Origin of the sequence: Staphylococcus sp. GDY8P54P, assembly GCF_017892645.1 — a bacterium.
GTDB lineage: Bacteria > Bacillota > Bacilli > Staphylococcales > Staphylococcaceae > Staphylococcus > Staphylococcus ureilyticus.
In genome coordinates this window covers 1-24,879 of record NZ_JAESLN010000007.1, presented here as the reverse complement: position 1 = coordinate 24,879, position 24,879 = coordinate 1, and the positions used below count along the sequence as shown (strand labels likewise).

Sequence of the window (24,879 nt, the reverse complement as noted above, 5' to 3'; positions counted from 1 at the left end):
ATCCACATCTGCTTCAGTATTTAACTCAAAATAAAGACGAAGTGTTGATAAACACTTCGTCGATAGCATAATAATAATTAAATTTGCCTTTGGTAGTTATTGTAATTTTGACTCTAATTGATGTACAAGATGGGTGAGCATAGCATTAATAGGCGTAGGTATGTTGTATGTTTTTCCATAAGCAGCTATTTGCCCATTAAGGTAATCTATTTCTGTTAAACGTCCGTTTGTATAATCTTGATGCATTGATGGATAATGAAGGCCTTGAGCTTCTTTTGGATAAGCTGCTTCAACTTTTTTTAATAGTGCATGACTATCTAAATGAATACCTTTTGCTTTGGCAACTGCGACAATTTCTTCAATGATAGGCATAACCATTTCAGCTGAATCCGGATGATTACCAAATTCATAAATCGTTTTGTTTAATATCGTACATAAAGGATTTAAAACACTATTTAATGTAGCTTTAGACCATATTGCTTCGAATACATTATTACTAATTTGAGCATTCAAATTTGCATCATTAAGAATTTGAAGTATAGCATGCGTATGGTCATCGGTCTCACCATCTGCGCTTTGTAAATATATAGATCCTTCACCCTCTAATAATAGTTGTCCTGGTCCACGTAGACCTGCAGTCCACATCGTTACTGCTAGATAAATTTGAGATAAAGGGACGATTTGTGATAATCGTTCTTCATGACCTAAACCATTCATCATACTCATTATAGCTGTATTTTGATGGATGCAACCAGCTTCTTGTAATTGCTGTAACATTGCTTCCGAGTGCATAGCCTTAGTCAAGATAATGATAAGGTCAAACTCAGTTGAAACATCTTTGGTTAAAACTGCTGGGATGTTGACTGAATAGTTATCCGTTTCTGTTTTAATGTCCATACCATCTGTATTAATACGTTTGACGTGTGCTTCCCAATTATCAATAAGTGTAACATCATAGCCAGCTTCTTTTATGGACACACCAATTCGTCCACCCATTGCGCCAGCTCCTGCTATGCCTATCCTATACATCGAAACACGCTCCTTCGTTATTTTCAGTTTGAAAAATATTAAAATACAATTTAACTATATCATTTACATATATCGACAACAATATTGTGCAATTTATAATTTTTGAATATTTATGTGAGGGTTGTAAAGAGGTAATTGAATCGTTAATAACTTTTAAAATTTAAATATATGAATGATTACGTGAAAATTAAGAGAAGATAAAAACCCCCAAACAGTGGATTTTCATTGTTAACCATCTTCAATCAAAATCCTATATATACTTGCATTTAAAAAAATATGATGTATGATGAAAGTGAATAATTACACTATGCATTTAACGTATGCCAAATCGTAGGAGTGATAACTTCAAACGACTGTTAAATGATTGTCATGATATAGCGACTTTTCATTATTATTTGGTTCAAACATCGTAAATAGAAGTATGAGCGTGGTTGTCAATTACAATCATTTGATGGGAATTTGAGAAATCGTTACTAATTTAGGGATTGTTCCACTTGAATGAAGTTTAAATAACTAAAGCCAAGCGGTATTCAATACTAAAGGAGTGATTGATTATGCGTAAAGTAACTAAATTATTATCGACGACGGCCGTTGTATCAACACTTGTAGTAGGATCCTCAGCAACGTATTTTTCGACGATAACTAATGACGTACAAGCAGCGGAACAAGTTAAAAAATGGGGTAGTGGTGAAGGTGGTTCAAGTGGTGGAGAAAGTATGAATAGTCAAAACGTTTCAAAATTACAATCACAAACACCATGGTATAAGTATGAAGGCTATACGACATACGACCCAACATTTACGTTAGATTATAATTTCGTTAGAGCTATGAAATATGACAATGCAACTATCAATGGATATAAAGTAGATCCTAAAGCGTATAAAGATCATGCTTATAGTAAAACAATTTACGATACAACGATAGATTTTAACGATAAAGACGAAGTTATCCAAATGAGCTTTAAAACGAAACCCAAATCTGTAACTAAATCAGAATTTATAAAAGCACATGAATCTAACATGGATAAAGACGATGATGCTTCAGAATTAAAAGATGAGACAATGATTCCGTTTTATACAAATAATGGTGGTTCATATAAGGGATTCTTTGATGAAGATGGTTATTTAACTAAAATAATTATTGGGCAATAATTCAATGTCGCATTTTACAAAATCATTGTTGTCAGCTATAGAACGCATTGATTATTGATAAAAATCCAGAAAATATGAAGTTGGCTATATATCATGCGCGTGTAGTTAACACAAAGCGTATGGAAGCCTGATATTTCAACCCCTCAAGAGCAGGAGAAAATCAGATTTAAACCTGATTCTCTTCTGCTTTTACAGTTTTTTAGAAAATGCGTGTTAAGCATTGCTAATATAATATTTAAGTTTTTTTGGCTATTTCAATAAACTTAGCACTGTTTATCCAGTTTCTTCATAAATATAATTTAATATAAAAAGATGCCACCTTTCTAACAGTTACCAAAATTGAATAATACGATTACATTGACATTAACAATAGGTGTAACTATAATGGTTACACGAGGTGGTTGATATGAAAATAAGCAGTCGTTTTACGGTAGCTGTTCATATATTAGCTTTAATTAAGATTGAACGAGAATATACTTTAACATCGACTCAAATCGCAGATAGTGTGAATACGAACCCTGTGGTTATTCGAAGATTGATGGGAAGACTTAAAGAAGCTGGTTTTATTGATGTATCTCGAGGCAATTCAGGTGCTAAGCTTTTGAAACCTTTGGATGAAATTACATTATTTGACGTCTATAAAGCTGTGGAAGTGGTTGAAAAAGGACATTTATTCCAAATACATGAAGATACGAATATCAATTGTACAGTTGGTGCCAATATTCAAAGTGTGTTGGAAGTTATTTTAGAAAGTGCGCAAGACGCAATGGAAGCGGTATTAAAAGGTGTCACATTAGACAGTATCGTCAATAAAATACTCGTAAATAACGGATAAATCTATCCGTATGACCGACTTGTAACTGTAACTATTACAATTACAACCGTAATTGTAAAGCATTTAATAAATTATTTTAAAGCAACCTAAACGATTATCACAAACCTTATTAAATTGAAAGGAGGGCTGGTTGTTCACTGAAAATAAGTATTTATTCTGTGTGTGTCTATTTTGTTTTATAGGTAAAGATCAACATAAAAAAGTAATTTAAGAAACTGGCGTAGATGTATCTATGAAACTGGCGTAGATGTATCTATAGAAGGGCAAACGTTTGAGTTAAGACCAAAACCGTAACTGTTAGCACAATTAGATCTGTTAGTGACTTGTCAAACATAGCATTTTGTCAGAAATTGTCATTGTAACAATGAAAGCAGTTTACCCTTTTATTATTAGCATTTTATCGCTATTAGTAGTTATTTTAAACGTATTATATTAATTGAAAATTGGAGGAATTTATTATGAGAATTGGAATTATTGGAGCAACTGGAAAAGTTGGAAATTTGGTATTAGAAGAAGCAATAGAAAGAGGACATGACGTCACAGCCATCGTTAGAAATGCTTCAAAATTATCTAATAGTAATATAAATGTACTAGAAAAAGAAATATACGACATTACAGCGGAAGACTTAAAAGATTTAGATGTAGTTGTGAATGCTTTTGGTGCACCACTTGGTGAGGAAGAAGCACATGTAACTGCTGGGCGCGCATTAATTGAAGCATTAAAAGGAACAGATACAAGAGCGATTATTGTAGGCGGTGCTGGTAGTTTATATGTTGATAAAGCACAAACGACTAAGTTAATAGATACGCCAGAATTCCCAGAAATATTTGTACCTACTGCAAAAGGTCAAGGTAGAAATTTACAAGATTTAGAAGCTACACAAGGTATAACTTGGACCTTCCTTAGCCCATCTGCAGATTTTAATGCAGAAGGTGTCAGAACAGGGGGTTATCAATCAGGGAAAGATAATTTATTAGTGAATTCAAATGGTAATAGCTATATTAGTTATGCTGACTTTGCCATTGCCATTTTAGATGAAATTGAAAATCCACAACATATAAATGAACGCTTTACAGTTGTTGGAGAAGAAGCGTAAGTATATAGTAGATAATTTAATTTTATTGTGGCAGAGGTAGAAACTCAGTATCTTAGAAAATTTACAAAATAGAGATGGGCAGTGATTAGATTTATTGAAAAATATCTTGCACCTACTCTAGTATAATAATGAAAAAATTCAGATGAATTGATACGTATGTATAAGTAGTGTACATTTTCATTTCAGTAAACTACTGCACTTATTAGAATTTAAAGCGAAAAATAAATATGTATTTTAAAAAGAACGAATCCATAATGATATGCTCCCTTCAAAGTAGACACTTAAAAATGTAAACTTTGAAGGGACCTTTTTATATACAATTACCAGTATTAATGGATTGATAATAATCAACAAAGTCATTCCTAGTTTTGACGAATTCATGAAATTTTAAATCCGCGATTTTATACATTTAATTACTATTCGAAAGTAGAGCAGTCATTAAAATTAATTCATTTAGGTATATCACGCCATGAAAATCTGTTTTATAAATTTTATTTTAAATAAATAATAAGTTTTGGAATTTTTTTAAAAAATAAAACAAACTCATTGTGGACAATTGAGTTAGGTGATATTAAGATATAAGTAAGTTTTATATAAGGAAGGAGAAAAGAAAATGAAGATTTTCAAACAACACGAACAAAAACAGCGTTTTTCAATCAAAAAATACCATTTTGGTGCGGCTAGTGTTTTAATAGGCGCTATATTATTTGTTGGTACAACAAATGATGCGTCTGCTGCTGAATTGGATGAAAAACCTTCTTTGACTGTAGATAGTGGAACCATAGATTCAAAAGTAGCACCAGAAATATCAAAAAACTCAACAGACGCTTCAAAAGCTGAAAACGTACTCTCGAAAGAAGTGGCGATGACATCAGAGAATCAAGCAGATGCATCGAAATATGAGAGTACAGTTGTAAAAGAAACATCAGAAGCTACAGAAAATCAAACAGACGCTTCTAAAACAGAAAATGTATGCTCGAAAGAAGTGGCGGCAACACCAGAAAATCAAACAGATACATCGAAATTTGAGAACACAGCTGTAAAAGAAACATCAGAAGCTACAGAAAACCAAGCAGATGCTGCAAAAGAAGTATCAGCAACACTAGAAAACAAAATAAATACTTCAAAATCAGAGAACGTAACAGCAAGTGAAACACCTAAATCTATAAAAAAACGTGACATTCCAGATGCATATGATTCAAACAGCATGCTTAGAAGCGCGAATGAAAGTTTAACTCAACCCCCTGCGGATGGTTATAGTGTTAACTCTGAACTCCCAACTAATAATAAGGTGACATATAAAATTCATAAAGCGGCTGATCCGAAACAATATACATTCGAAGTAGCTAGAAGAGGTGAAAGTGGAGACAGACAATATGTCTTTTCTGTTAGAAAAGAGGATGTTGATCATGTAGGGGCACCCACAAAATTTTTCGTTACGGTATTTAATAAAGATAAAAACACATTAGTAAAAGAGATTGATATCAAGACCATTACACCTAGTGATATTCAGCTCGATGAAATGACTTTTTTAAATATAGTTGCAAAAAAGAATGGATTTTCATTCAGGTTAAATAAAATCGATGTAAATGAACCATCAAATTTCCTTCCCATCTATGGAAATTCTGCACAATTGGTAACGGGTGAGGTTGTAAGTTATTCAATTGTGTTACCACATTGGAAAGGTCAGACAACATATTACTATGATGAACAAGGTAGAGAAATTGTACCACCATTCACTCAATATGGATGGACTAAGAGTACTTATACAACAGAACCTCCAGAAATTGCTGGATACGCATTTGATAGTACAAGAGCGCCACTTAATCAAAATGGAAAAATTAACAAACAATCTTCTAAAATAATTGGTAATGTTCGATATAGTAAAGCGACAACGAGTCGTGGCACAATGTATCGTAAAGATAAAATTCTTGACGATAAAAGCACTGTAGAAAGTGAAGTATGGTTTACTTATGCTAAAGCACCGGATACATTTGATCCAGTGAATGGCAGTAGTGCAGATAGAGGAAGAATAGCATCGAATAATCTGCCAGATATAAATTATGATTTTGAAAAAATACTAATGGTTATGAATTTAGAGAAAAAATTGTAGATGGCGCATCTGAAGGGAAATATCAACAACTCGGTTTGGAGGGGAAAGTGATATTTCAAAAATTCCGTTTCCATAAAAATGGATTACCTTCAAATGTAGCAATATCTGTTTCAGATTATGATGGGGGCGATGCAACGTCTAGCTCAGTTGTGAGACTAAAAAAAGGTGAAGTGACTAATTCCCGATATGATAATGGAAGAACATTTGATATTTCGAATAACTTTGAGTATCCAGATACTGTTGAGTACTATTATATTAGCCAAAAAGGGGATGTAGTTGTTAGTTATGTTGATACGGAAGGCAATGAATTAAAAGGCCTTGTTGAAGATGTGAAAGGTGGGTTTGCAGGCACAGATTATGATACTGTAGTAGACCATCGTCCAGTGACAATTGAAAAAGATGGAAAAACTTATAAACTCGTTTCAGCAGGTAATTATACGATAGGTAAAGTTGATGACCAGGGTCATTTAACTACATCGGATGCACCGATAGGTAAAATAGCGGTAGGGAAGAAGACGGTTACTTATGTTTACGAAGAACTGAAACAAGGTAATGTCGTGGTGAATTATGTTGATGAAGCAGGAAATCCGATTAAAAAATCTATAGAGGATACATCAGATTCAAACATAGATACACTATATGATACGACGGATCACAAACCGAAAATCATTGGAAAAGATGGGAAATTATATTTATTCTCAAAAGTAAAAGAAGGAGATCATGAAAAAGGAAAAGTTGTAGAAGGAACAACGTCAGTGACATACATCTATAAAGTATTAGGCAGATATATTCCGTTTATTCCAGAAAATCCAGGAGATGCGTATGACCCAAGTAAACCAGGTACAAATAGGCCACCAGTATTGTATGATGAGACGCCAGAAGAACCGTCAGATAATCCACCATTACCATACATTCCAGGTTATACACCGAAGGATCCAAGTGGTAATCCATTGGTTCCAGTAGATCCAGACCATCCAGAAAAAGGATACATTCCACCATCTATAACAGATCCAAAGGACCCATCAAAGGATACGCCAGTGCCGTACGAGAAAGACTCAACACCACCAAGTACACCGGGTACACCAAGCACACCGGATACACCGAATACACCAAGTACGCCGAACACACCAAGCACACCGGATACACCGAATACGCCAAGTACGCCGAACACACCAAGCACACCGGATACACCGAATACGCCAAATACGCCAAATACGCCAAATACACCAAGCACACCGAATACGCCAAGCACGCCGGATACACCAAGCACACCGGATACACCAAGTACACCGGGTACACCAAGCACACCGGATACACCAAGTACACCGGGTACACCAAGTACACCAAGCACACCAAGCACACCGAATACGCCAAGTACGCCGGATACACCGAATACACCAAGTACGCCGGATACGCCAAGTACGCCGAACACACCAAGTACACCGGATACGCCAAGTACACCAAGCACACCGAATACACCAAGTACGCCGGATACACCAAGTATGCCAGATACACCAAGCACACCGGGTACACCGAATACGCCAAGTACGCCAAGTACGCCGAATACACCAAGCACACCGGATACACCAAACACACCGAATACGCCAAGTACACCGGATACGCCAAGTACGCCGAACACACCAAGTACACCGAATACACCAAGTATGCCAGATACACTAAATACATCAAATGTATCAAGTTCGGAAAATATATCAAATGTTTCAGCAACATCTAATACAATTAAAAAGAAACAATTGCCAAAAACAGGAGAAACGAATAATACTGGATTTTTTGCGAGTGTACTAGCGTTAATTGGCGGTATACTCCTTACTGTGTTTAGAAGAAAGAAAAACTAAAGTCTTTGGATTAAAGTGTTACGAATACTTTGTTAAATCGCACTAATATAATCTTTGAGGATTAAGCAATCATGGGTTGCTTAATCCTTTTTTGCTTTGTATATCATAATAATTCTACGATAAAACCTCGTTACAACATTGATAGTAAATCAAAACAGTGGAACTTTTTAGAGATATTCTGTTGCAATCTATTTAAAAAATTATGATTTGCTAAGTCAAAAATATACTGAATAAAGCAATTAAAGATTTTCATACTATCCTTATTTGTATTTCATTTTTTTGGCGAAATATGGTGGGCTAGTAGAGATTTTCCAAATGAGATTAAGTCACTTTCTTGGTTACCAAGCATATCTATAGCATCTTGTTCTCCGCTTTTCCATTTCTAATAATAGTTACTTACTGTCACCTGTGAATTTGGAAACTGATATAAGATAAATGAGCAACTTACATCTAAATATAAAAAAAGTTGCTCTAACTTTGGTTCCTTTTCATGTTTATTAAGTTTAGGCTATCAAAGGTATACAAAAGCTAAATTTAAAATTCATATTTATTTTTACTTTTTTTAAATACAATGATAATATACGCTAACATTAAAAATTGTATAACAGTACCAATCACTATTGTATAAAATGTCAAATTATCGTGTGTTTCTCCTGTATAGCTTAGTATAAAAGTTGCTAAAACTAGCTCAAGTACTACACCTGTAGAAGATCCTATCTGATGTGAAAAGTTAACGAATCCAGAAGCAATGCCTGATTGGTCTGTTGATACGTTGTGCATGCCTAAATTCGTTAATGGGGTGAATATAAATCCCTGACCTATACCGATTAAAATGAGAGAAGGGATAAATAAAATAATTTGAGAATGATAATAGATACATAGTGCTAACGTGACCATACCTATAATTGAAATAATGATACCTTGTATGAGGAGTGAGATATTGGTTTTGCGCTCTAACAATTTATATATATTTAGCGCAGTAATAAAATTAAAGCCGGTTGTGAAAATGAGTAATGATCCTGTAGTTATCGGTGATAAATGAAATACACTTTGAAGATAAATACTCATATAATACCAAAAACTAAAACTCGTACATAAAAATAAAAAACGTAAAAAATAGCCTGAGAGATGATATTTAAAAAATATTATATGAAAATTTATTTGACATTAATGAACCGACGATGTTAAGCAATACATAAAAAAATGTTTCACGTGACACAATGAAATTTGATGAACGATTAGATTTACAACTACAACAAGGTGCTTCTATTGATAAAGCAACTTTCGCGCGGTTAATGGATTCTTGATAAAATAATATAGTATGTAGTTTTTATATGTGTGAAGATACAAACATAAAATTTATGTAGAGAAATTTTGAGAGTATTTGAATATACTATAATTTTAGTTGTTGAGAATTAGCTATTACTTCTCAACAACTTTTGTATTTAATAATGAAGAAACCTAGTAACTTTGAAATGATAAATATTTAGATATAAAAATTGTTTACAGCAATTTGGATTTATATTCGTTTAATTCAGATTAATTGTTAAGTTCATCATATTTTACGCTTAACAACCAATTTTCATTGGCACGATATTAATTACATCGTCAAATGGTATAGCGTTCCGTTTGATATTGAATTAATAAAATTGTAGTTATTTGAAATTGTTCTTTGAATAAAGTGATATAACCGATATAATGGGTGTGAATAACTAGGAAAAGGTGAATTTAATGAAACAGATAAAAACTCATCATTTAAATCATAAAAAAAGTTTGAATCATCAATTTAAATTGTCTGGTATCGCACTGATTATGACTATGACTTTAATAGGATATGGTATAAATCCAACATCATCTGTAATGGCGAAAGAAAGTGCTGATGTGAAAGCTGATACACATTTGACTAGCGAACAAGCGTTAGAAAAGCAAATTCAACAAGCTAAAGAAAAAATAAAGAAATTGAAAAATATAAAGCGTAGTGAAAAGCGTGATGCGATTCAAAAAATGGAGAAGGCTAAAAGCATTGAAGAGGCCAAAGTAATGTTGGAAAAAGCTGAGAATGATGACAATCGCCTCAGTGAACAACAAAGCGTATCTGCTAACACCCAAATAGAAGATAGCAATATTACTGAAGATAATCATGAATCGTATGAAGACAAAAAAGATATTTCAGATAATCAAAAACATGTAACTGATCATCAAGAAAAAACTGTTCCTAGTAAGAAAACAGACTCAAGTAACTTACCTGAGCAAGAAAATAATCAAACGCAAAACGCTCATGATCGCATAACTAGTGAAAATTCACAACAGAACTTAGATCAATTGCTTGATAAAATTGATGCATTATCAAATGAAGTTGATGGGGGTAAACTAAAAAACGATAATGAAGCGTTAAGAGATACTGGAGACAAACAAGAACAACAAAATAAGGTTGCGAAAAGCACTAACAGTAAAGGTGAAAAAAATCAGGCAGAAAAAAACACACCTGAAAAAACGTCTCGTTCAGATCATGATGTTCCCCAACCATTAGAAAAATTTGAAAAAGATATTGATAAAGTAACGACAAAACAAGCTAAAAACAATGACAACTTAGATGACTATGTAGCAACTAAAGAAGCAAAGTTACAAACATTAACATCAATGCTTTCAGAGCGTGATTCAATATCTAAAGAGAATAAAAGTAAAATGGCAAAAGAAATTAAGCAAGTTGAACAAAATTTAAATGAACAACATGAAATTGTGCTGGATCAATTGAAATCTGTAGACAATAAAGACCGAGCAGTTAAAAATATCATTAATCGTACTTTTGATGACAGACATGCTCAATCTATCTTAGAACGTATAGACACAGATGGTAAAACAGATCAACAAATTGCCAATCAGGTAATCAGTCAATTAGACGGTTTGTCTACAACTTCAAGTGACGATATTTTACAAGCGATGTTTGATAAGACAGGCGATAAGCAAGCGTTGGTTAAAACGATATTGTCAACGCATTTGAACGATGTGGATGCATCTCGTATTGCTGAAAAAATTATGCGAGACAATCCTGATAACGAACAAATTGTAGCGTTACTAAAACAAAATTTTGGGGACAATGTAACAAGTGATGATATTTTAGAAACGCTATTGGATCAATCTGAAGATAAACGCCAAGCCTTGGAAACGATGTTGGCTAGCAAATTAAATGATGCGAAAGCACAAGCACTTGCTGATGTTATTGCTAAAAAAGAAGATGCTAAGCATAATATTGTTGATTTAATGAAATCAGGTCTTGATCAACAGTTAAATGATTTATTAAAAATTGATAAAGATATAAGTAACTTTAGAGATGATATCCATGGTATCTTTGAACCTTTAAAAAATACACCAAGCATTGCTGATACATTGGATAAAAGATCATTAAATAAAGGTGACAAGATATCGACATTATTAGATGCAGAGACACAACGACTTCAAAAACCAAGTCTGTTGAGTGGCTTATTCAGTGGTGATGGTTTATTAGATGGTGTGAGAGACATACCGAATCCATCACCTGGACGTGCTTTATCTATAGGTGAATCAGACGGTTTCTTGAGTGGTTTGTTCGATGATGAGGGTAATTTCTCGTTACCTGATGCTGGTACAGTAATGAAAAAATCAACGATTCCAGTAGGTATCGTGTTGTTAATCGTTGGTGGCGGACTGATATGGTTTGCTAAACGTAAACAGTCGAAAAAATCATAGTTTATCAATTTAACAGGTGCTAAGGCTACTTGTTATCATATAAAAAATGCACCATTCAAAGTTAGTCACATAAGTGAGACTTTTGAAATGGTGCACTTTTATTTTGCAGAAAATGAGAATTTTAAAATATTGATTGAATTCTATCATGTGTCTATATAAAGTTAGTTTTGTTTACCTGTAATATAACTTAAATCAGTAGCGACATCTGCATCAATGGTTCTGTGAGAAACGATGCCAAGTCCCTTAACATTTGATTCTGAAATAACGATAGAACCGTCATCGTTCACTTTTTCTACAAAAGCTACATGACCGTATATTGAATCTGCACCATGCTGACCTGCCTCAAATACAACGGCAGTATGTGTCTTAGGTGTTGAAGAAACCGTATAACCTTTTCTTTCTGCGCGATTGTTCCAATTTCTGGCGTCACCTAGATCTCCACCGACATATTGATCGAATTGCGACATACGGTGATAGACATACCACGTACACTGGCCATGTGGGTAAGGCGAGTGATTTGTGGTTTCTGAAAATGGCTTGAAATCGCTATTATCGTCATCGTTCTTCAATTTATAATCGTCTAAATCTGGCATTTGTTTACGGTCAAATTGTGTTAAGTCGTAGTGCTCAATAATGCTGTTAAGTTTGTCAGCGTATTGAGAATCAGTTGCATATGTGGTAGCCAGATGTGCAGTTGCTGACCGATAGTTATGTGCTTCGCGCTTCCACGTTGGTTTATAAATATTTGGATTGCCATCAATACCTTGTTTGATTAATTTAGCATAATCCTCTAATGATTCTTTTTCACTCGGATAACTACGGAAATCAGCTGAGATTTGGAACATGTTGTTTCCATTGTCTTCAAGTGTATTGAAAGTAGTGGATTTTCCTTGGTAAGTTCCCTTGATACCGAATAAGTTATAATGAGGTGCTTGGGCAAGTGCACTCATGCCAGAATCTGATTCTAATATGGCTTGTGCAATCATCACGGATGCGTATATGTCTTCATCTTGGCCTATGTCATGTGCATCTTGTGCGATTGTTTTAATGAAGTCACGTGTGTTTTTATTTTCAGTTATTGTCAGTTGATTTGTAGTGTTATTATCGCCCGACAAGTTTGGTAATTGTTGAAAAATAGCAGTAGCGCGTATGTTAGACTGCTTGGTGTCATTTTCAAAGGATTGAGCCGGTTTTTCTTTTTTGGCTAATTGTGATTGAGAAGGTAACTGCGGATTAGCATGGTTACTTGATGGTTGTTCATCTGAGTCACTTTTCTTATTTTCAGAATCCTTATTTGATGAATGTGCTTTTTGAGATTCATATTGCTTTTGGTTATTTTTAGCGTCTTCACTATACTCGTCTAAAATTGATTCTAATACTCTATCTTCCGACGATGAACCGGATTGATTGTCTGTTGTGCTGTCATTGTCACGAGTGTCTGCGTCATCATCCTGCTCACCTGTATCATTATTACTTGTCGTTGTTTCATCATCTTGTTTATTCTGACTATGCCCATCCTGCGTTGTGTTTTCACGAGATTGATTTTGGTGTGAATCTGAATTGGATTCGTTATCATCTTGTTGCGCATCATGCTCATCTGTATATTGATTTGACTCATATTGACTGTTTTTTGATTCACGCGCTGTGTCATTAGCATCGTTGTCATAATCTGTACGACTTTGTTCTTGTACAAATTCCTCACTATCTTCATTTGAATCATCATTTATCTCATTATCATCAATGAAAGCTGTCGCATTTGAATCTTCTGAATCAGTGTGGTCTGTTAATGAATTATTTTGTTTGTTATTGTCTTCGTTTGAATCATCGTTTTGTTTTAATGTGGAAGGGGGTTGTGTTGCTTCATTATTAGAAAGTAATTGATCCAGTAACTTAGATAAACTGTTATTGTCTTGGTTTTGTTTCAAAGGTGTTGGTTTAAACATATCAAATATGTTTGAACGATCATCGTCTGTTGATGTATCCCATGTATTTTTAGTTACATTTGTCGACGTTTTGTCAGAAGTCTTAGAATTATCGTTTTCTTGGCTGTTGTTCTGCTCACTTGTTTTAGCATGGCCATCATTTTTGCGATTTTGTTGATCTCCCCGTTCACTACTATGCTTATTATCGCTAGATTTCTCTTTTACATCATCAGATTTCTCGTTATTAGTTTTATGATTTTGGGATGATGATAGCGATGAATCAGATTTGTCTTTGTCTTTGTCTTTCTGTGTCTCAGTTGACTGAGTAGTCATTGTATCTTCTTTTGAGGTTTCGGCTTTGGCATCATTGATAGGAAATGATGGCATAAGTAAAGAAGTTGAAAGTAAGCAGACTAATAATTTTTGTTGCCTCATGAAAATACCTCTTTCCTAAAATATATTATTTACTATATACAAAGTATTGTTTATCTTGGTAAACTGTTAATAGTCTTGCTTTTAGTTGATGTCTATCAACTATGAAAAGGTTAAACGTTATTAATGAATTCAGTATATCAATTTATATGCAATAAACAAATAGTAATTTGAATTTTATATAAGAAGAAATCACAGATCTAGTTTTTGAGGTGTATAAATGAAAAACGTAATAAAATTATTTTTTATGGATTTAAAAAAGATTGCTAAAGCGCCTAGTGTATTAGTGATTTTAGGTGGTTTAGCCTTGCTTCCTTCGTTTTATGCTTGGTTTAACTTGGATGCGACATGGGATCCATATGGTAATACTAAAAATATTAAAATTGCAGTTGTGAATGAAGATAATGGGGATAAAGTCAAAGGTAAAAAAATTAATGTTGGTGATCAAATTACCGATAATCTTAAAAAAGATGATAACTTTGATTGGCAGTTTGTAAGTAGAAAAAAAGCAGATCATGATTTGAAAATGGGAGAATATTATGCAGCCATTTATATACCAGATAAATTTACACACCAAATTACTGGTACGTTGCGAAAAGACCCACAACAAGCAAACGTTGAATATAAAGTGAACCAAAAACTTAATGCGATTGCGCCTAAAATGACTGATGCTGGTACAAGTGCTATCGTTCAAAAAGCGAATGAACAGTTTAATGAAACAGTGACACAAGCACTTTTAGATGAAGCGAATCGTCTAGGTGTAAAACTTGAAGAAGAGATTCCAACCATCAATAAAATTGAAGATGCTGTATCCGAAGCGAATAAAGCTATGCCAAAAATTAACGATTTTGCAGATACACTTATTTATTTAGATGAAAACCAAGATCAAATTGACAATTATGCGGATCGATTTAGAGGATTAGGTGACTATAAAGGTGAAGTTATCGATGCAGCAGATAAGTTAAATCAAGTTAATGCTGCAATACCTGCATTGAACGAGCGTGCTAAACTAATACTGGCATTAAATGACTACATGCCAAATATTGAAAATGCGCTTAATGTTGCTTCTAACGATGTGCCAGAAGCCTTTCCTAAAATCAATCGAGGTGTTGATATTGCAAGCACTGGGGTAGACGCTGGCTTACAAGGATTGAACGATGCACAAGGTTACTTGCCTGCGATTCAACAACGCGTAGAAAGTTACCAAGAAGTCGTTGATCGCGCACAAGATGCAAATCAAAATGTTAATCAACGCCTAGAAGATAATATACAAACTGAGCAGCAAAGTGCTAAGCGTTCAGGTCGATATTCAAATATTCAAACATCGCAAATAAGTAATAATCAAAGCGATGATGATGACAATGAACAACATGATTCTACAGTAAGTAGTAAAGATGTTAATGCTATGCAATCTTCATTATCAGAGTCATTGTTATCACTTTCTAATTATGCTGACAAACAAGCCGAAAGTAGTCAGGAAGATATCAAAGCGTTGGAAAATGTCACATATGGTATTTTATCTACAGACAAACCTAAAGATTTTCAAAAAACACTGGATCATATTAAATCCAGACTGGAAATAACTAGTAAATTTAATCAGCAATTTATCGATATATTAACAGAACTAGAAGAGAGAGAAAATGTCGATTTATCGAATGAAATCAAAGAATTAGAATCGACAAATAATAAAATAAATGACTTAATTAAGCAGCAGAATCAACTTAGTGATGCACTGTCAAACGGAAGTTCTGGTAAGGCAGAAGCAGTAGCATTACTTAAAGACCTACCTCGCGTAAATCGTAGCTTGGATGATTTAAGAAATTATATTAAAACAGAACTAAATCAGAATTTGTTCGACATATCAAACGAAGTAATGTCTGTATTAAATGAAGGCGATGCTAGACTTTCAACGCTTCAATCGAAATTAAATACGATAGAACAGGTTATAAACTCTGGACAAAGTATTTTGACAACAGGCAAAGATAGAATCGAAGCGATTCAAAGTGCATTGCCAACCATTGAGCAAAGATATATGGATGCAATGGCTACTGCACAAAATTATTATCCACAATTTAAACAAGGCGTTGCGAACGCAGCATCCTTTATTGAAAATGATTTACCAGGGTTAGAGCAACAATTGTCTGATACGACAGCAACAGTAAATAGCACGATACCGACCTTATTCAATCGTTACGATCGTTTAGTTGATATTTTGGATACCAATCAACCACGTGCCAAAGAAGGATTGCATAATTTAGCGAATTTCGCACGTAACCAATTACCAAATGTTGAAAAAGATCTTGCTAAAGCGAACAAACTATTTGATGAGATTGAAAAAGATGATGCGGTAGACAAAATGGTAGATTTATTGAAGAATGATTTGAAAAAACAAGCGAATGTGATTGCGAACCCAATAGATATTGATCAAAAGGATGTATTTCCTGTGAAAGACTATGGTTCAGCAAGCACGCCATTCTATACAGCCTTAGCCATTTGGGTAGGTGCGTTATTGATGGTGAGCTTATTAACGACAGATAATAAACACAAATCATTAGCACCATACCTATCAACAAGAGAAATATATTTAGGTAAAAGTGGATTATTCTACTTATTAGGTATCGTTCAAGCGCTTATTGTATCTATTGGTGATATCGTAATACTGAAAGCACAAGTAGAATCAATTGGTTGGTTTATTGGTATCGCAGTATTCGCATCAATCGTATTTGTTACCATTGTTTATACTTTGGTATCACTGTTAGGAAATCCAGGGAAAGCCATTGCCATCATCTTTCTTGTGCTACAAATTGCAGGTGGTGGGGGAACATTTCCTATCCAAGTTACACCAGAGTTTTTCCAAACGATTCATCCTTACTTACCATTCTCTTATGCAATCGATGCATTAAGAGAAGCGGTTGGCGGACCTGTTCCTGAAATTCTAACTCAAAAATTAGTAGTACTTTCATTATTTGGTATAGGATTCTTATTAATTGGTGTAATATTCAAACCAATTACAGATCCACTGATGAGAAAAGTAACTGAAAAAGCTGAAGAAAGCGATGTAATGGAGTAAAGTTGCTAACAAGTTAAACGTCAAAATGATGTTTATCAGTTTGAATGATGATAGTGAAAAACAGTTTTGGTCTAAAACAGAAACTTAAAAATATAATGAGCGATGAATTTCACTTCAAATAAGGGAGTAGGACAGAAATCTAATTTTATTTAAAAGATTTTGTTATCTCCTCTTGCTTGGGTAATTAGAATTGAAAAAAGTATAAAATGACTACCTAGAGCTGTAATTCATGCATAAGTCCCACTAACTCAATCAATTGAGAAGTGGGACTTTTATTTTTTGAATCAGTTTAGATTTTGAATGTGTATGCATACTTGTTTAGAAAATGGATCTAATTCGTAGATGCGCTTTTCTATAATATAATCCTGTTGTGAGGCGTTAAAAATGATTGAAGGTATGTATTTTAATATAAAAAAGACACTTTAAGGGTTTCGAATTATTGCAACAATAAAAAACATCCACGATAACAATCGAAGATGCTTATTAAATAGCTTAGATAATATTTTGAATAACTTCTTTGCGTAATTTACTTCTTAATTCTGCCATCGTATTTAAGTGGTATTTTTTATAATCACCTGAATCAATTCTAAAAGCGTGTATACCTAAAACTTCATTTTTACTATTTAAAATGGCACCTCCTGAAGAACCAGGTTCAGCCATCATTTGATAATAGCCCATTGGATTGATGTTGCGAGCCATAAGGGAATATTTTCCCTTAGAATGATACATCGTACCCATAGGATCATTCTTGAATTTACCAGTTGGTAATCCATAATGGTACATATGAATAGGCGTATTAGCCTTGATATTAGTAATCGATTTTTCTGGAGCAATTTTACGTATTTTCATATACTTTGAAATATCTTCTTTTGTATATAATAATGCGACATCACCAAATTGCATCATTTTTACACCAATCACATTGAGAGAACGTGTGTAGGTTGAACCTTCTTGTAGCAGGTTCACTCTAAGATTTTGTAATGAAGATGGTGACATTGGTTTATGTGCTTCTGGATTATTGACGACGTGATTAGCTGTTAATATTGTATGTTTACCAATTGCAGTTCCAGTGCCATATGTCAGAGCTTTTTTAATAGGATTCCAATTAAATACGGTTGCAATATTGGCTGCTTTTGCAGTCGTATGTTCTAAAGTAACTCCTTTATTGCCGGACTTTTTCATGATTTTTAATGCATCATTGATGCCGGATGCTTCAGTCGTTTGACCAAAATCCCGCACATTATCGCTGCCTGGTATCTTTGATGACCAAGTTTTAGGTGCTTGATTATAGTAGTTGCTGTTTTTTGAAGTTTGCTTACTTGTTTTTGGAATAACCTTTACACTTTTAGATGCTTTTGCTTGCTTAGCTAATGGTTTTGTTTGTTGTTTTTTTGTTGTTGAAGATAAGGTTTGTGGTTTTATATTTTTATTTATTTTAGTCGTATTCGTTTGTTTTTTTGTTGTTTTAGTTGAACTTGATAGTAACTGTGGTTTTATAGATTTTGATGTACGCTTAGAAGAAGTATGTTGTGCTACTCGAACTTTGGTTTTTGATGACCCACTTTGTTTTTGTTTAATAGATGCATTTGTTTTTTGATTTTTGTTAGTGGGGATAATAGCTTTATTTTTATTTTGAATTATTGGTTGTTTTGATAGTTTTTTCTTTGGGGTTATTGGTGAGTGCGATTTTACTTTTATAGTTTTTGATGGTGGTTGCACATTTTTACCCAAAATTACTTTCGGAGTATCTTTTGGATCCCCTTTTTTAACTGGATTTTTAAATTCTATGTCTTTATTATTGTATTTCAATTTAGTGTTTTGCTTGGGAAATTGAACTCCATTTTGTTTTGATTTTAAATTGCTATTACTAACTATTTTAGTATTTTTTACTTCATTTGTAGTATTGATCTTTTTTGTTGCTTTTGTTGTTATCGGATATTTTTTAGTTACTTTATGGTTAGTTGGATAGTTGATATCAGTAGTGTTTTCAGCAGCCTCCATTGTATCAACATGAAATATTATCACCAAACAAATTATCATAGATATGGCGATGATTGCAGAAATATATTTTATTGCCCACGACGGTTTATTCACTTAATCTGTCCCTTCTGTTTTTTGTGTAAAAAGTAAATAAGATTATTTCTTTAATATTATATACTTTTTCTTTTGTGTATGGCAATATATTTTTGAGAATAGGAATAATATAATGAAATAGACATTTGTTTGGCAAAATATACTTGTGATAACTAACTTTTTCTTTATTTCAGATTTTTTTACTAATGTCATAAGCTATTAATCTTAAGTTAAACAATAATTTAATTATTGCATTTTAAAAAACATTGTGTATTATTAAAATTATAGAAAACATTAAGGGGAAAAGAATGAAAATGAATACGAATATACGTACTTTTTCTAGCAAGAAGTTAGTGCTAGGGCTTGTAACGACTGCTATTGGGATTAGCACGATTGCTTTAGTAAGTGAAAATGCACATGCGAGTACTTCAACAGTAAAATCACAAACAGTAACAAAAACAACGACTTTGACAACTAAACCAACTACAACGGTGAAAACAGTAAAGCCTGCAGTGGTAAAAGCAACGCCAACAAAAGCTGCTACAAATGTAACGACTAAAAAAACACAAGCAACAGTAAAACCTATAGCGCAAAAAGCACCAGTGACGAAGCAGTCAGTACCTGTAAAAAAACCTGTTAGTAAAGCTATTTCAACAACAATGGTTAAAGCACCTGTTACGTCCAAAGTACCGACGACAACAGCGAAGAAACCGAGTACAATAACAAAAGTATCGACTACAACAGCGAAGAAACCAAGCATAACAACAAAAGTACCGACGACAACAGCGAAGAAACCGAGTACAATAACAAAAGTACCGACGACAACGGCGAAGAAACCAAGCACAACAACAAAAGTACCGACGACAACGGCGAAGAAACCAAGCACAACAACAAAAGTACCGGCGACAACAACGAAGAAACCAAGCACAACAACAAAAGCACCGACGACAACAGCGAAGAAACCGAGTACACCGATAAAAAGCACGACAATATCATCGACAAAAACGCAAACAACTCCAGTAAAGACACAGAGCACACCGACAAAGACTCAGGCTTCAAGTACAACAACGCCGCAGACTACAAAATCAAACACATCATCGACAGTACCTACACCATCTGCACCAGTACAACCCAGTACAATAGCAAACGCACCAGTCAAGACAAATGAAGCATCCCAAAACACAGTATCTCCTAAACTCGAAAATACGAACATTCAAGATAAGACATTACAGTCACAAGAAACAATAAAAGCAACCCCAGAAACGGAAACAAAGACAGCTAGTGCAACGCGTAAACAAGATTATTATAAGTCTATGACAGAATTATACAAAGATACGACAGAAGGTATCGACTGGAAGAAAGATACACGAAATGTCGGGAAATCAGTGTTGATAGCGGCACCACATGGTGGGAACATTGAACAAGGGACTTCAGAATTAACAAAACTAGTGGCGAATAATGGTGATTTTGATTATTTTTCATTTGAAGCGATACGTCCATCCAACAACACACAATTACATGTAACATCTACAAATTATGATGATGCAACTTTGCATGAGATGATTCAAGATCGAACAGCTACCATTTCAATACATGGTGCTCAAGGTGAAGAACAACTCGTATACTTAGGTGGTTATCAATCACCGCTTAGAGACGCCATTCAAAGTCAACTTGAACTTAAAGGATTTGTAGTGAAGATACCGCCAGAATACCTTGGTGGGCTGAGTAATGCTAATTTTATTAATAAAGTAGAGGAAAGCACAGGTGTTCAATTAGAACTAACGACCGCTTTAAGAAAAGTGTTTTTCAAAGATGAAGACACTAGCACAGCATCACGAAAAAAAATAGAAAATTGGACTACCACGATGTATGATTTTGCTGAAGCGCTTAATGGTGCAATCAAGCAAGTCTATCCAGAAAATTAAGGATAATATATTGAATTTATTGCTAAAGTAGCACGTTTCAAGTTTTTAATTTTAATAAGTAGATTTCTTTTAATAAGCTAATGACCTCAATGCGTATGTATATACGTGTTGGGGTTTTTTATATATTTTAGTGAGATTCATATTCGGGTAGTCTAAGGGAAGTCTAAATCTTCCGATTTTCTGTAGAAAAACAAAAATTGTAATTGCGCATATATTTATAAAATTGTATAAGGACATAGCATGTAGCGTTAATAAATAAATCTCTAAGTATAGATTTCAAAAACAAAGAAATGTTTGAATTCAAAAAAACATTGTAATATAATTCACGTTATTTCATGCAAAATGATAAATTCACATTTGCGAAAATTTGAACATACATAGATTAATCTAAAGAGGAGCACAATGATGAAGGTATATACATCTATTATTTTTTGGATGAGAGCAATTGCTTGTCTAAGTATTGTGATGATTCATACAATTACTACAACATTTTATAAATTTGAAATGCCGAATGATGGCTATTTATTAAGAGTTTTTCAATTACTGTTATTATACGCGACACCAATGTTTGTTTTTATTTCTGAGTTTTTATTAGCGAAACAATATAAGACACGGGTTAAAGAAGGATTTGTAAAACAGAAGTTGCTGACATTAGGGATTCCATATATCATCATTAACTTAGGTTTAGCGTATGTCTACGGGCAGCCTAATAATTTAATGGAATATTTAGATTCTGTACAATTTATGATGTTTCATGGAGGCACGCTGACATATTTTATTGTTATTATTTTTCAATTTTATGCTTTACATGTATTATTTGCGAAGCACTTAGTAAAACTTAATCCATTAAAATTAATCGTATATTCATTAGTTATCACGATGCTATTTTGGGCTATGAGAACTTTTGTTGATGCACCAGAGGCTTGGTATTTAAATTGGTTATGGCAACGAGAGGGCTGGATGATATTCATAGGTTGGCTTAGTTATTTCTTACTAGGTTTTTATATGGGTTATTATTATGAAACGTTGATGGCCAACATACAAAAGTATACGAAATACATTGTGTTAGGAACTGTTATAGTGACGGTCATAACGCTGATCAATTACTTGTCGGGCTGGTTAACGCTAGTGGACTCTAAGCGTATTGATACACCAATCTATGTTACTATGATAATCTTAATATTCTTTCTAATATCGTCTTATGTTAAATATGTACCAAAATTTTTCATTTTAATCAGTAATTATTCTTTTTCAATATATTTAATTCATTACTTTATTGTACATAGGTTAGGGACATTACATGAACATCCTATATTCAATATCGTATTTACATTTACATTAACGATTACGTTCTCAATATGCATTGCTTATGTGTTTAACCAGTTTAAACTAGGCAAATATATAGTAGGAGGCATTGGGAACGTTAAGTATGATACGTTTTATCAAAGTTATAAAAATAACCTAGTAGATTAAAAAGGGGAGAATTGAATGGATAAATTAGTCTCGGTTATTATATCTGTCTATAATAAAGAACCATTCTTAAAAAAATGTATTGAATCTTTAATCAATTTAAATATGGAACAATCAAAATCGGAGGCAATCTTTGTTGATGATTGTTCTACAGATAACTCAGTAGCAATGATTGATAGTTATGCTAACCAGTATGATTTTATCCGATTAATTCAGTTATCAACGAATACAGGTAGTCCGTCAGAACCAAGAAATATAGGTATTAAAGCGGCAAAAGGAAAATATATTGCCTTATTGGATGCAGATGATTGGTTAGATACTGAAGGGTTTCCAAGATTTATGGAAAAAGTTAATAGTGATGATGCAGAGTTAGGCTTAGGACAAAGCTACAAACATACGAATAAAAGTATTACGTATCATGCTAAATTCACATCCTATAAAGATGCATCAAATTTGATGCCACAAGATATTGAAAAGATTTTTAGAGCAGTAGGGCCACCGGGTAAAGTATTTAAACGTGATATTGTAATTAATAATCAGATTCAATTTGAACATATGAAATTTGGTGAAGATAAATTATTTTTCATCGATCTTATTTCTAAGATTCAAAACATTACGATGTCTACGATACCTGTTTATCATGTGAACAGATACGATGAAAATCAATCACTTGTGAAAGAGACCTCAGTGGTAGATAAAGCTTATTTGAATGTGGATATAACCAAACGTATTTGTAAAATGAATATATCCGAATCTCTGAAAAAAATGATGTTATCTAGAATGGTGGAAGTAGACTTCTTTAGAAGGTTGTTGCATACAAAGACGTTTTTAAAGTCTGATAATAAGCAAACGTTCTATGCTATTTTTGATGATGTAGAACAGATGCTAAATGAATATGGTTATGATATGAAGGAATTTATTAGTAACAAAAAATTTATAGCTATGTATACACTTTATCATCAAGAAGATAAGGAAGCTTTTTTAAATTTTACAGAAGCACTTGTTTATGGTTATTGGCGTTATTATATGAAAAAAGATGCAATTTACATGGAAATTGACAGTAATTGTGCTATTTTAGAACCAACACCAGTGCGTTGTTATCCAGTGTATGAAGGTACACAAATGCTAAATGGTGAATTATATGAAGTGATTAAAGTATTGAAACCAGAAAACGTTCAAATCAATGGTGTGAAATTAATTGAAATTAATAACGCAATGAACGTGTATCATGTTGATTATGTGTATAAAGATAAAAGCATTTATATACCCCAGGAGCAATTTAAGCAATCGAAAGAGATAGATGTTAACCTCGGTGTCGAATTTGGTGAAACGAATGATATCGCCTTAGTTTACGCTTCTTACCCGAGTAATAATGACATTTATAAAATGAAGCGACAAAGCTTCAAGTTAGAGTTCGTCAATAAGTTGAGGGAAAAATACAAAGGAAAATATTTCCTAACGGCATCAGAACCATTGATGACGCTTAAAAAAACAAATGTATATCGTGATATTGAATTTGAAACGAAGCTCATGAGTTTAAATCCAGGTATGAAAGTAGTGCCTAAAGATGTTCAGTTCACATCAAATGGTACACCTAGATTAATTCTTGAAGATGATAGTGTGATCACAGCAAATAAAGATTTTTTGGCACAGATTCACATGGACAACCATCATAAATATATTACAGATGTTCCTAATGAGATTAAAATTAAAAAAGTTTGTAAGTTATATCATTCTAGAATATTCAAAAGTGAGCCATTGGAAACACTTAAAGTTGGAGACACGATTAGTATCGCTAATATTGCTTATACAAATAAATCAACACCACGATTAGTTACACAAGAAGGAAATTACTTAACAGCAAATAAAGATTTTGTTGAAGTTATAAAATAATATTTAAATCATGAATATATTTAAAAGGCTACTAAATAACCGGAAGTACTGGTTTTAGTAGCCTTTTTTGTTAGATGAAAAAACCATACGCTATGCGTATGGTGCAGTATGGTTATACCGTTGTATTAAAAATTGCATCTCTACGTGCTAAAATAATATTTGGTCAGCCAACCAAAATAAACAGCACGAGGAGATGCAACTTATGTCATCAGACACAAATAGTTTAGCACATACAAAATGGAATTGTAAGTATCACATTGTCTTCACTCCTAAATATAGAAGACAAA

Annotated in this window: 14 protein-coding genes and 1 pseudogene; 11 read left to right on the top strand and 4 right to left on the bottom strand. The window is 33.4% G+C overall.

What is annotated here, in order from left to right; genetic code table 11:
- Positions 1 to 96: 96 nt before the first annotated feature.
- A complete protein-coding gene (locus KA883_RS02060; RefSeq protein ID WP_107365743.1) occupies positions 97 to 1,029 on the bottom strand; it encodes a ketopantoate reductase family protein in 933 nt (310 codons plus the stop codon).
- Between the two features lie 554 nt (positions 1,030 to 1,583).
- On the opposite strand from KA883_RS02060, the gene isaB reads away from it, so the two are divergent.
- From isaB to KA883_RS02035, 5 genes are all read left to right on the top strand, one after another.
- Complete coding sequence (isaB, locus tag KA883_RS02055; protein WP_210122407.1) at positions 1,584 to 2,180, top strand: immunodominant staphylococcal antigen IsaB family protein; 597 nt, start codon at positions 1,584 to 1,586, stop codon at positions 2,178 to 2,180.
- 406 nt (positions 2,181 to 2,586) lie between these two features.
- Positions 2,587 to 3,015 carry an Rrf2 family transcriptional regulator gene (locus KA883_RS02050; protein ID WP_046207206.1) on the top strand — a complete coding sequence of 143 codons (429 nt, stop codon included), beginning with the start codon at positions 2,587 to 2,589 and terminating at the stop codon, positions 3,013 to 3,015.
- A gap of 458 nt (positions 3,016 to 3,473) precedes the next feature.
- Positions 3,474 to 4,112 (top strand): NAD(P)-dependent oxidoreductase, encoded by a 639-nt coding sequence (locus tag KA883_RS02045; protein WP_046207207.1) that lies wholly within the window; start codon positions 3,474 to 3,476, stop codon positions 4,110 to 4,112.
- Between the two features lie 613 nt (positions 4,113 to 4,725).
- Positions 4,726 to 6,225, top strand: a complete 1,500-nt coding sequence (locus KA883_RS02040) for a YSIRK-type signal peptide-containing protein (RefSeq protein ID WP_046207208.1) — start codon at positions 4,726 to 4,728, stop codon at positions 6,223 to 6,225.
- A 47-nt stretch (positions 6,226 to 6,272) separates the two neighbouring features.
- A complete protein-coding gene (locus tag KA883_RS02035; RefSeq protein WP_210122406.1) occupies positions 6,273 to 8,081 on the top strand; it encodes a MucBP domain-containing protein in 1,809 nt (602 codons plus the stop codon).
- 534 nt (positions 8,082 to 8,615) lie between these two features.
- On the opposite strand, the gene KA883_RS02030 is transcribed toward KA883_RS02035, so the two are convergent.
- Positions 8,616 to 9,227, bottom strand: a complete 612-nt coding sequence (locus tag KA883_RS02030) for an MFS transporter (RefSeq protein ID WP_268989456.1) — start codon at positions 9,225 to 9,227, stop codon at positions 8,616 to 8,618.
- 585 nt (positions 9,228 to 9,812) lie between these two features.
- Between KA883_RS02030 and KA883_RS02025 the strand changes: the two genes are divergently transcribed.
- Positions 9,813 to 11,807 (top strand): hypothetical protein, encoded by a 1,995-nt coding sequence (locus tag KA883_RS02025; protein ID WP_210139837.1) that lies wholly within the window; start codon positions 9,813 to 9,815, stop codon positions 11,805 to 11,807.
- 161 nt (positions 11,808 to 11,968) lie between these two features.
- Here the strand turns inward: KA883_RS02025 and KA883_RS02020 are convergent, their stop codons facing one another.
- Positions 11,969 to 14,164, bottom strand: a complete 2,196-nt coding sequence (locus KA883_RS02020; protein WP_046207211.1) for an amidase domain-containing protein — start codon at positions 14,162 to 14,164, stop codon at positions 11,969 to 11,971.
- Between the two features lie 217 nt (positions 14,165 to 14,381).
- Here KA883_RS02020 and KA883_RS02015 point away from each other — a divergent pair, with 217 nt between their 5' ends.
- A complete protein-coding gene (locus KA883_RS02015) occupies positions 14,382 to 17,231 on the top strand; it encodes a YhgE/Pip domain-containing protein (protein ID WP_107365361.1) in 2,850 nt (949 codons plus the stop codon).
- A gap of 492 nt (positions 17,232 to 17,723) precedes the next feature.
- On the opposite strand, the gene KA883_RS02010 is transcribed toward KA883_RS02015, so the two are convergent.
- The gene (locus KA883_RS02010; protein ID WP_046207213.1) at positions 17,724 to 19,325 is read right to left on the bottom strand and encodes a trypsin-like peptidase domain-containing protein; all 1,602 of its coding nucleotides are present in this window, start codon (positions 19,323 to 19,325) and stop codon (positions 17,724 to 17,726) included.
- A gap of 293 nt (positions 19,326 to 19,618) precedes the next feature.
- Between KA883_RS02010 and KA883_RS02005 the strand changes: the two genes are divergently transcribed.
- The 4 genes and pseudogenes from KA883_RS02005 to KA883_RS01990 all read left to right on the top strand — a co-directional run.
- Positions 19,619 to 21,229: a poly-gamma-glutamate hydrolase family protein gene (locus tag KA883_RS02005; RefSeq protein ID WP_245335462.1), complete on the top strand. Its 1,611-nt coding sequence runs from the start codon at positions 19,619 to 19,621 to the stop codon at positions 21,227 to 21,229.
- A 405-nt stretch (positions 21,230 to 21,634) separates the two neighbouring features.
- Entirely contained in the window at positions 21,635 to 22,702 is a 1,068-nt protein-coding gene (locus KA883_RS02000; protein WP_046207215.1) for an acyltransferase family protein, read from the top strand.
- 15 nt (positions 22,703 to 22,717) lie between these two features.
- A complete protein-coding gene (locus KA883_RS01995; protein WP_210122404.1) occupies positions 22,718 to 24,592 on the top strand; it encodes a glycosyltransferase family 2 protein in 1,875 nt (624 codons plus the stop codon).
- Positions 24,593 to 24,794: 202 nt separating this feature from the next.
- Positions 24,795 to 24,879 (top strand): annotated as a pseudogene (locus KA883_RS01990) (IS200/IS605 family transposase); the annotation flags it as partial.

Excerpts from the sequence above, each read along its gene's own strand:
- KA883_RS02060 (WP_107365743.1), bottom strand. The coding sequence starts at position 1,029 with ATGTATAGGATAGGCATAGCAGGAGCTGGCGCAATGGGTGGACGAATT.
- isaB (WP_210122407.1), top strand. The coding sequence starts at position 1,584 with ATGCGTAAAGTAACTAAATTATTATCGACGACGGCCGTTGTATCAACA.
- KA883_RS02050 (WP_046207206.1), top strand. The coding sequence starts at position 2,587 with ATGAAAATAAGCAGTCGTTTTACGGTAGCTGTTCATATATTAGCTTTA.
- KA883_RS02045 (WP_046207207.1), top strand. The coding sequence starts at position 3,474 with ATGAGAATTGGAATTATTGGAGCAACTGGAAAAGTTGGAAATTTGGTA.
- KA883_RS02040 (WP_046207208.1), top strand. The coding sequence starts at position 4,726 with ATGAAGATTTTCAAACAACACGAACAAAAACAGCGTTTTTCAATCAAA.
- KA883_RS02025 (WP_210139837.1), top strand. The coding sequence starts at position 9,813 with ATGAAACAGATAAAAACTCATCATTTAAATCATAAAAAAAGTTTGAAT.
- KA883_RS02020 (WP_046207211.1), bottom strand. The coding sequence starts at position 14,164 with ATGAGGCAACAAAAATTATTAGTCTGCTTACTTTCAACTTCTTTACTT.
- KA883_RS02015 (WP_107365361.1), top strand. The coding sequence starts at position 14,382 with ATGAAAAACGTAATAAAATTATTTTTTATGGATTTAAAAAAGATTGCT.
- KA883_RS02005 (WP_245335462.1), top strand. The coding sequence starts at position 19,619 with ATGAATACGAATATACGTACTTTTTCTAGCAAGAAGTTAGTGCTAGGG.
- KA883_RS02000 (WP_046207215.1), top strand. The coding sequence starts at position 21,635 with ATGAAGGTATATACATCTATTATTTTTTGGATGAGAGCAATTGCTTGT.
- KA883_RS01995 (WP_210122404.1), top strand. The coding sequence starts at position 22,718 with ATGGATAAATTAGTCTCGGTTATTATATCTGTCTATAATAAAGAACCA.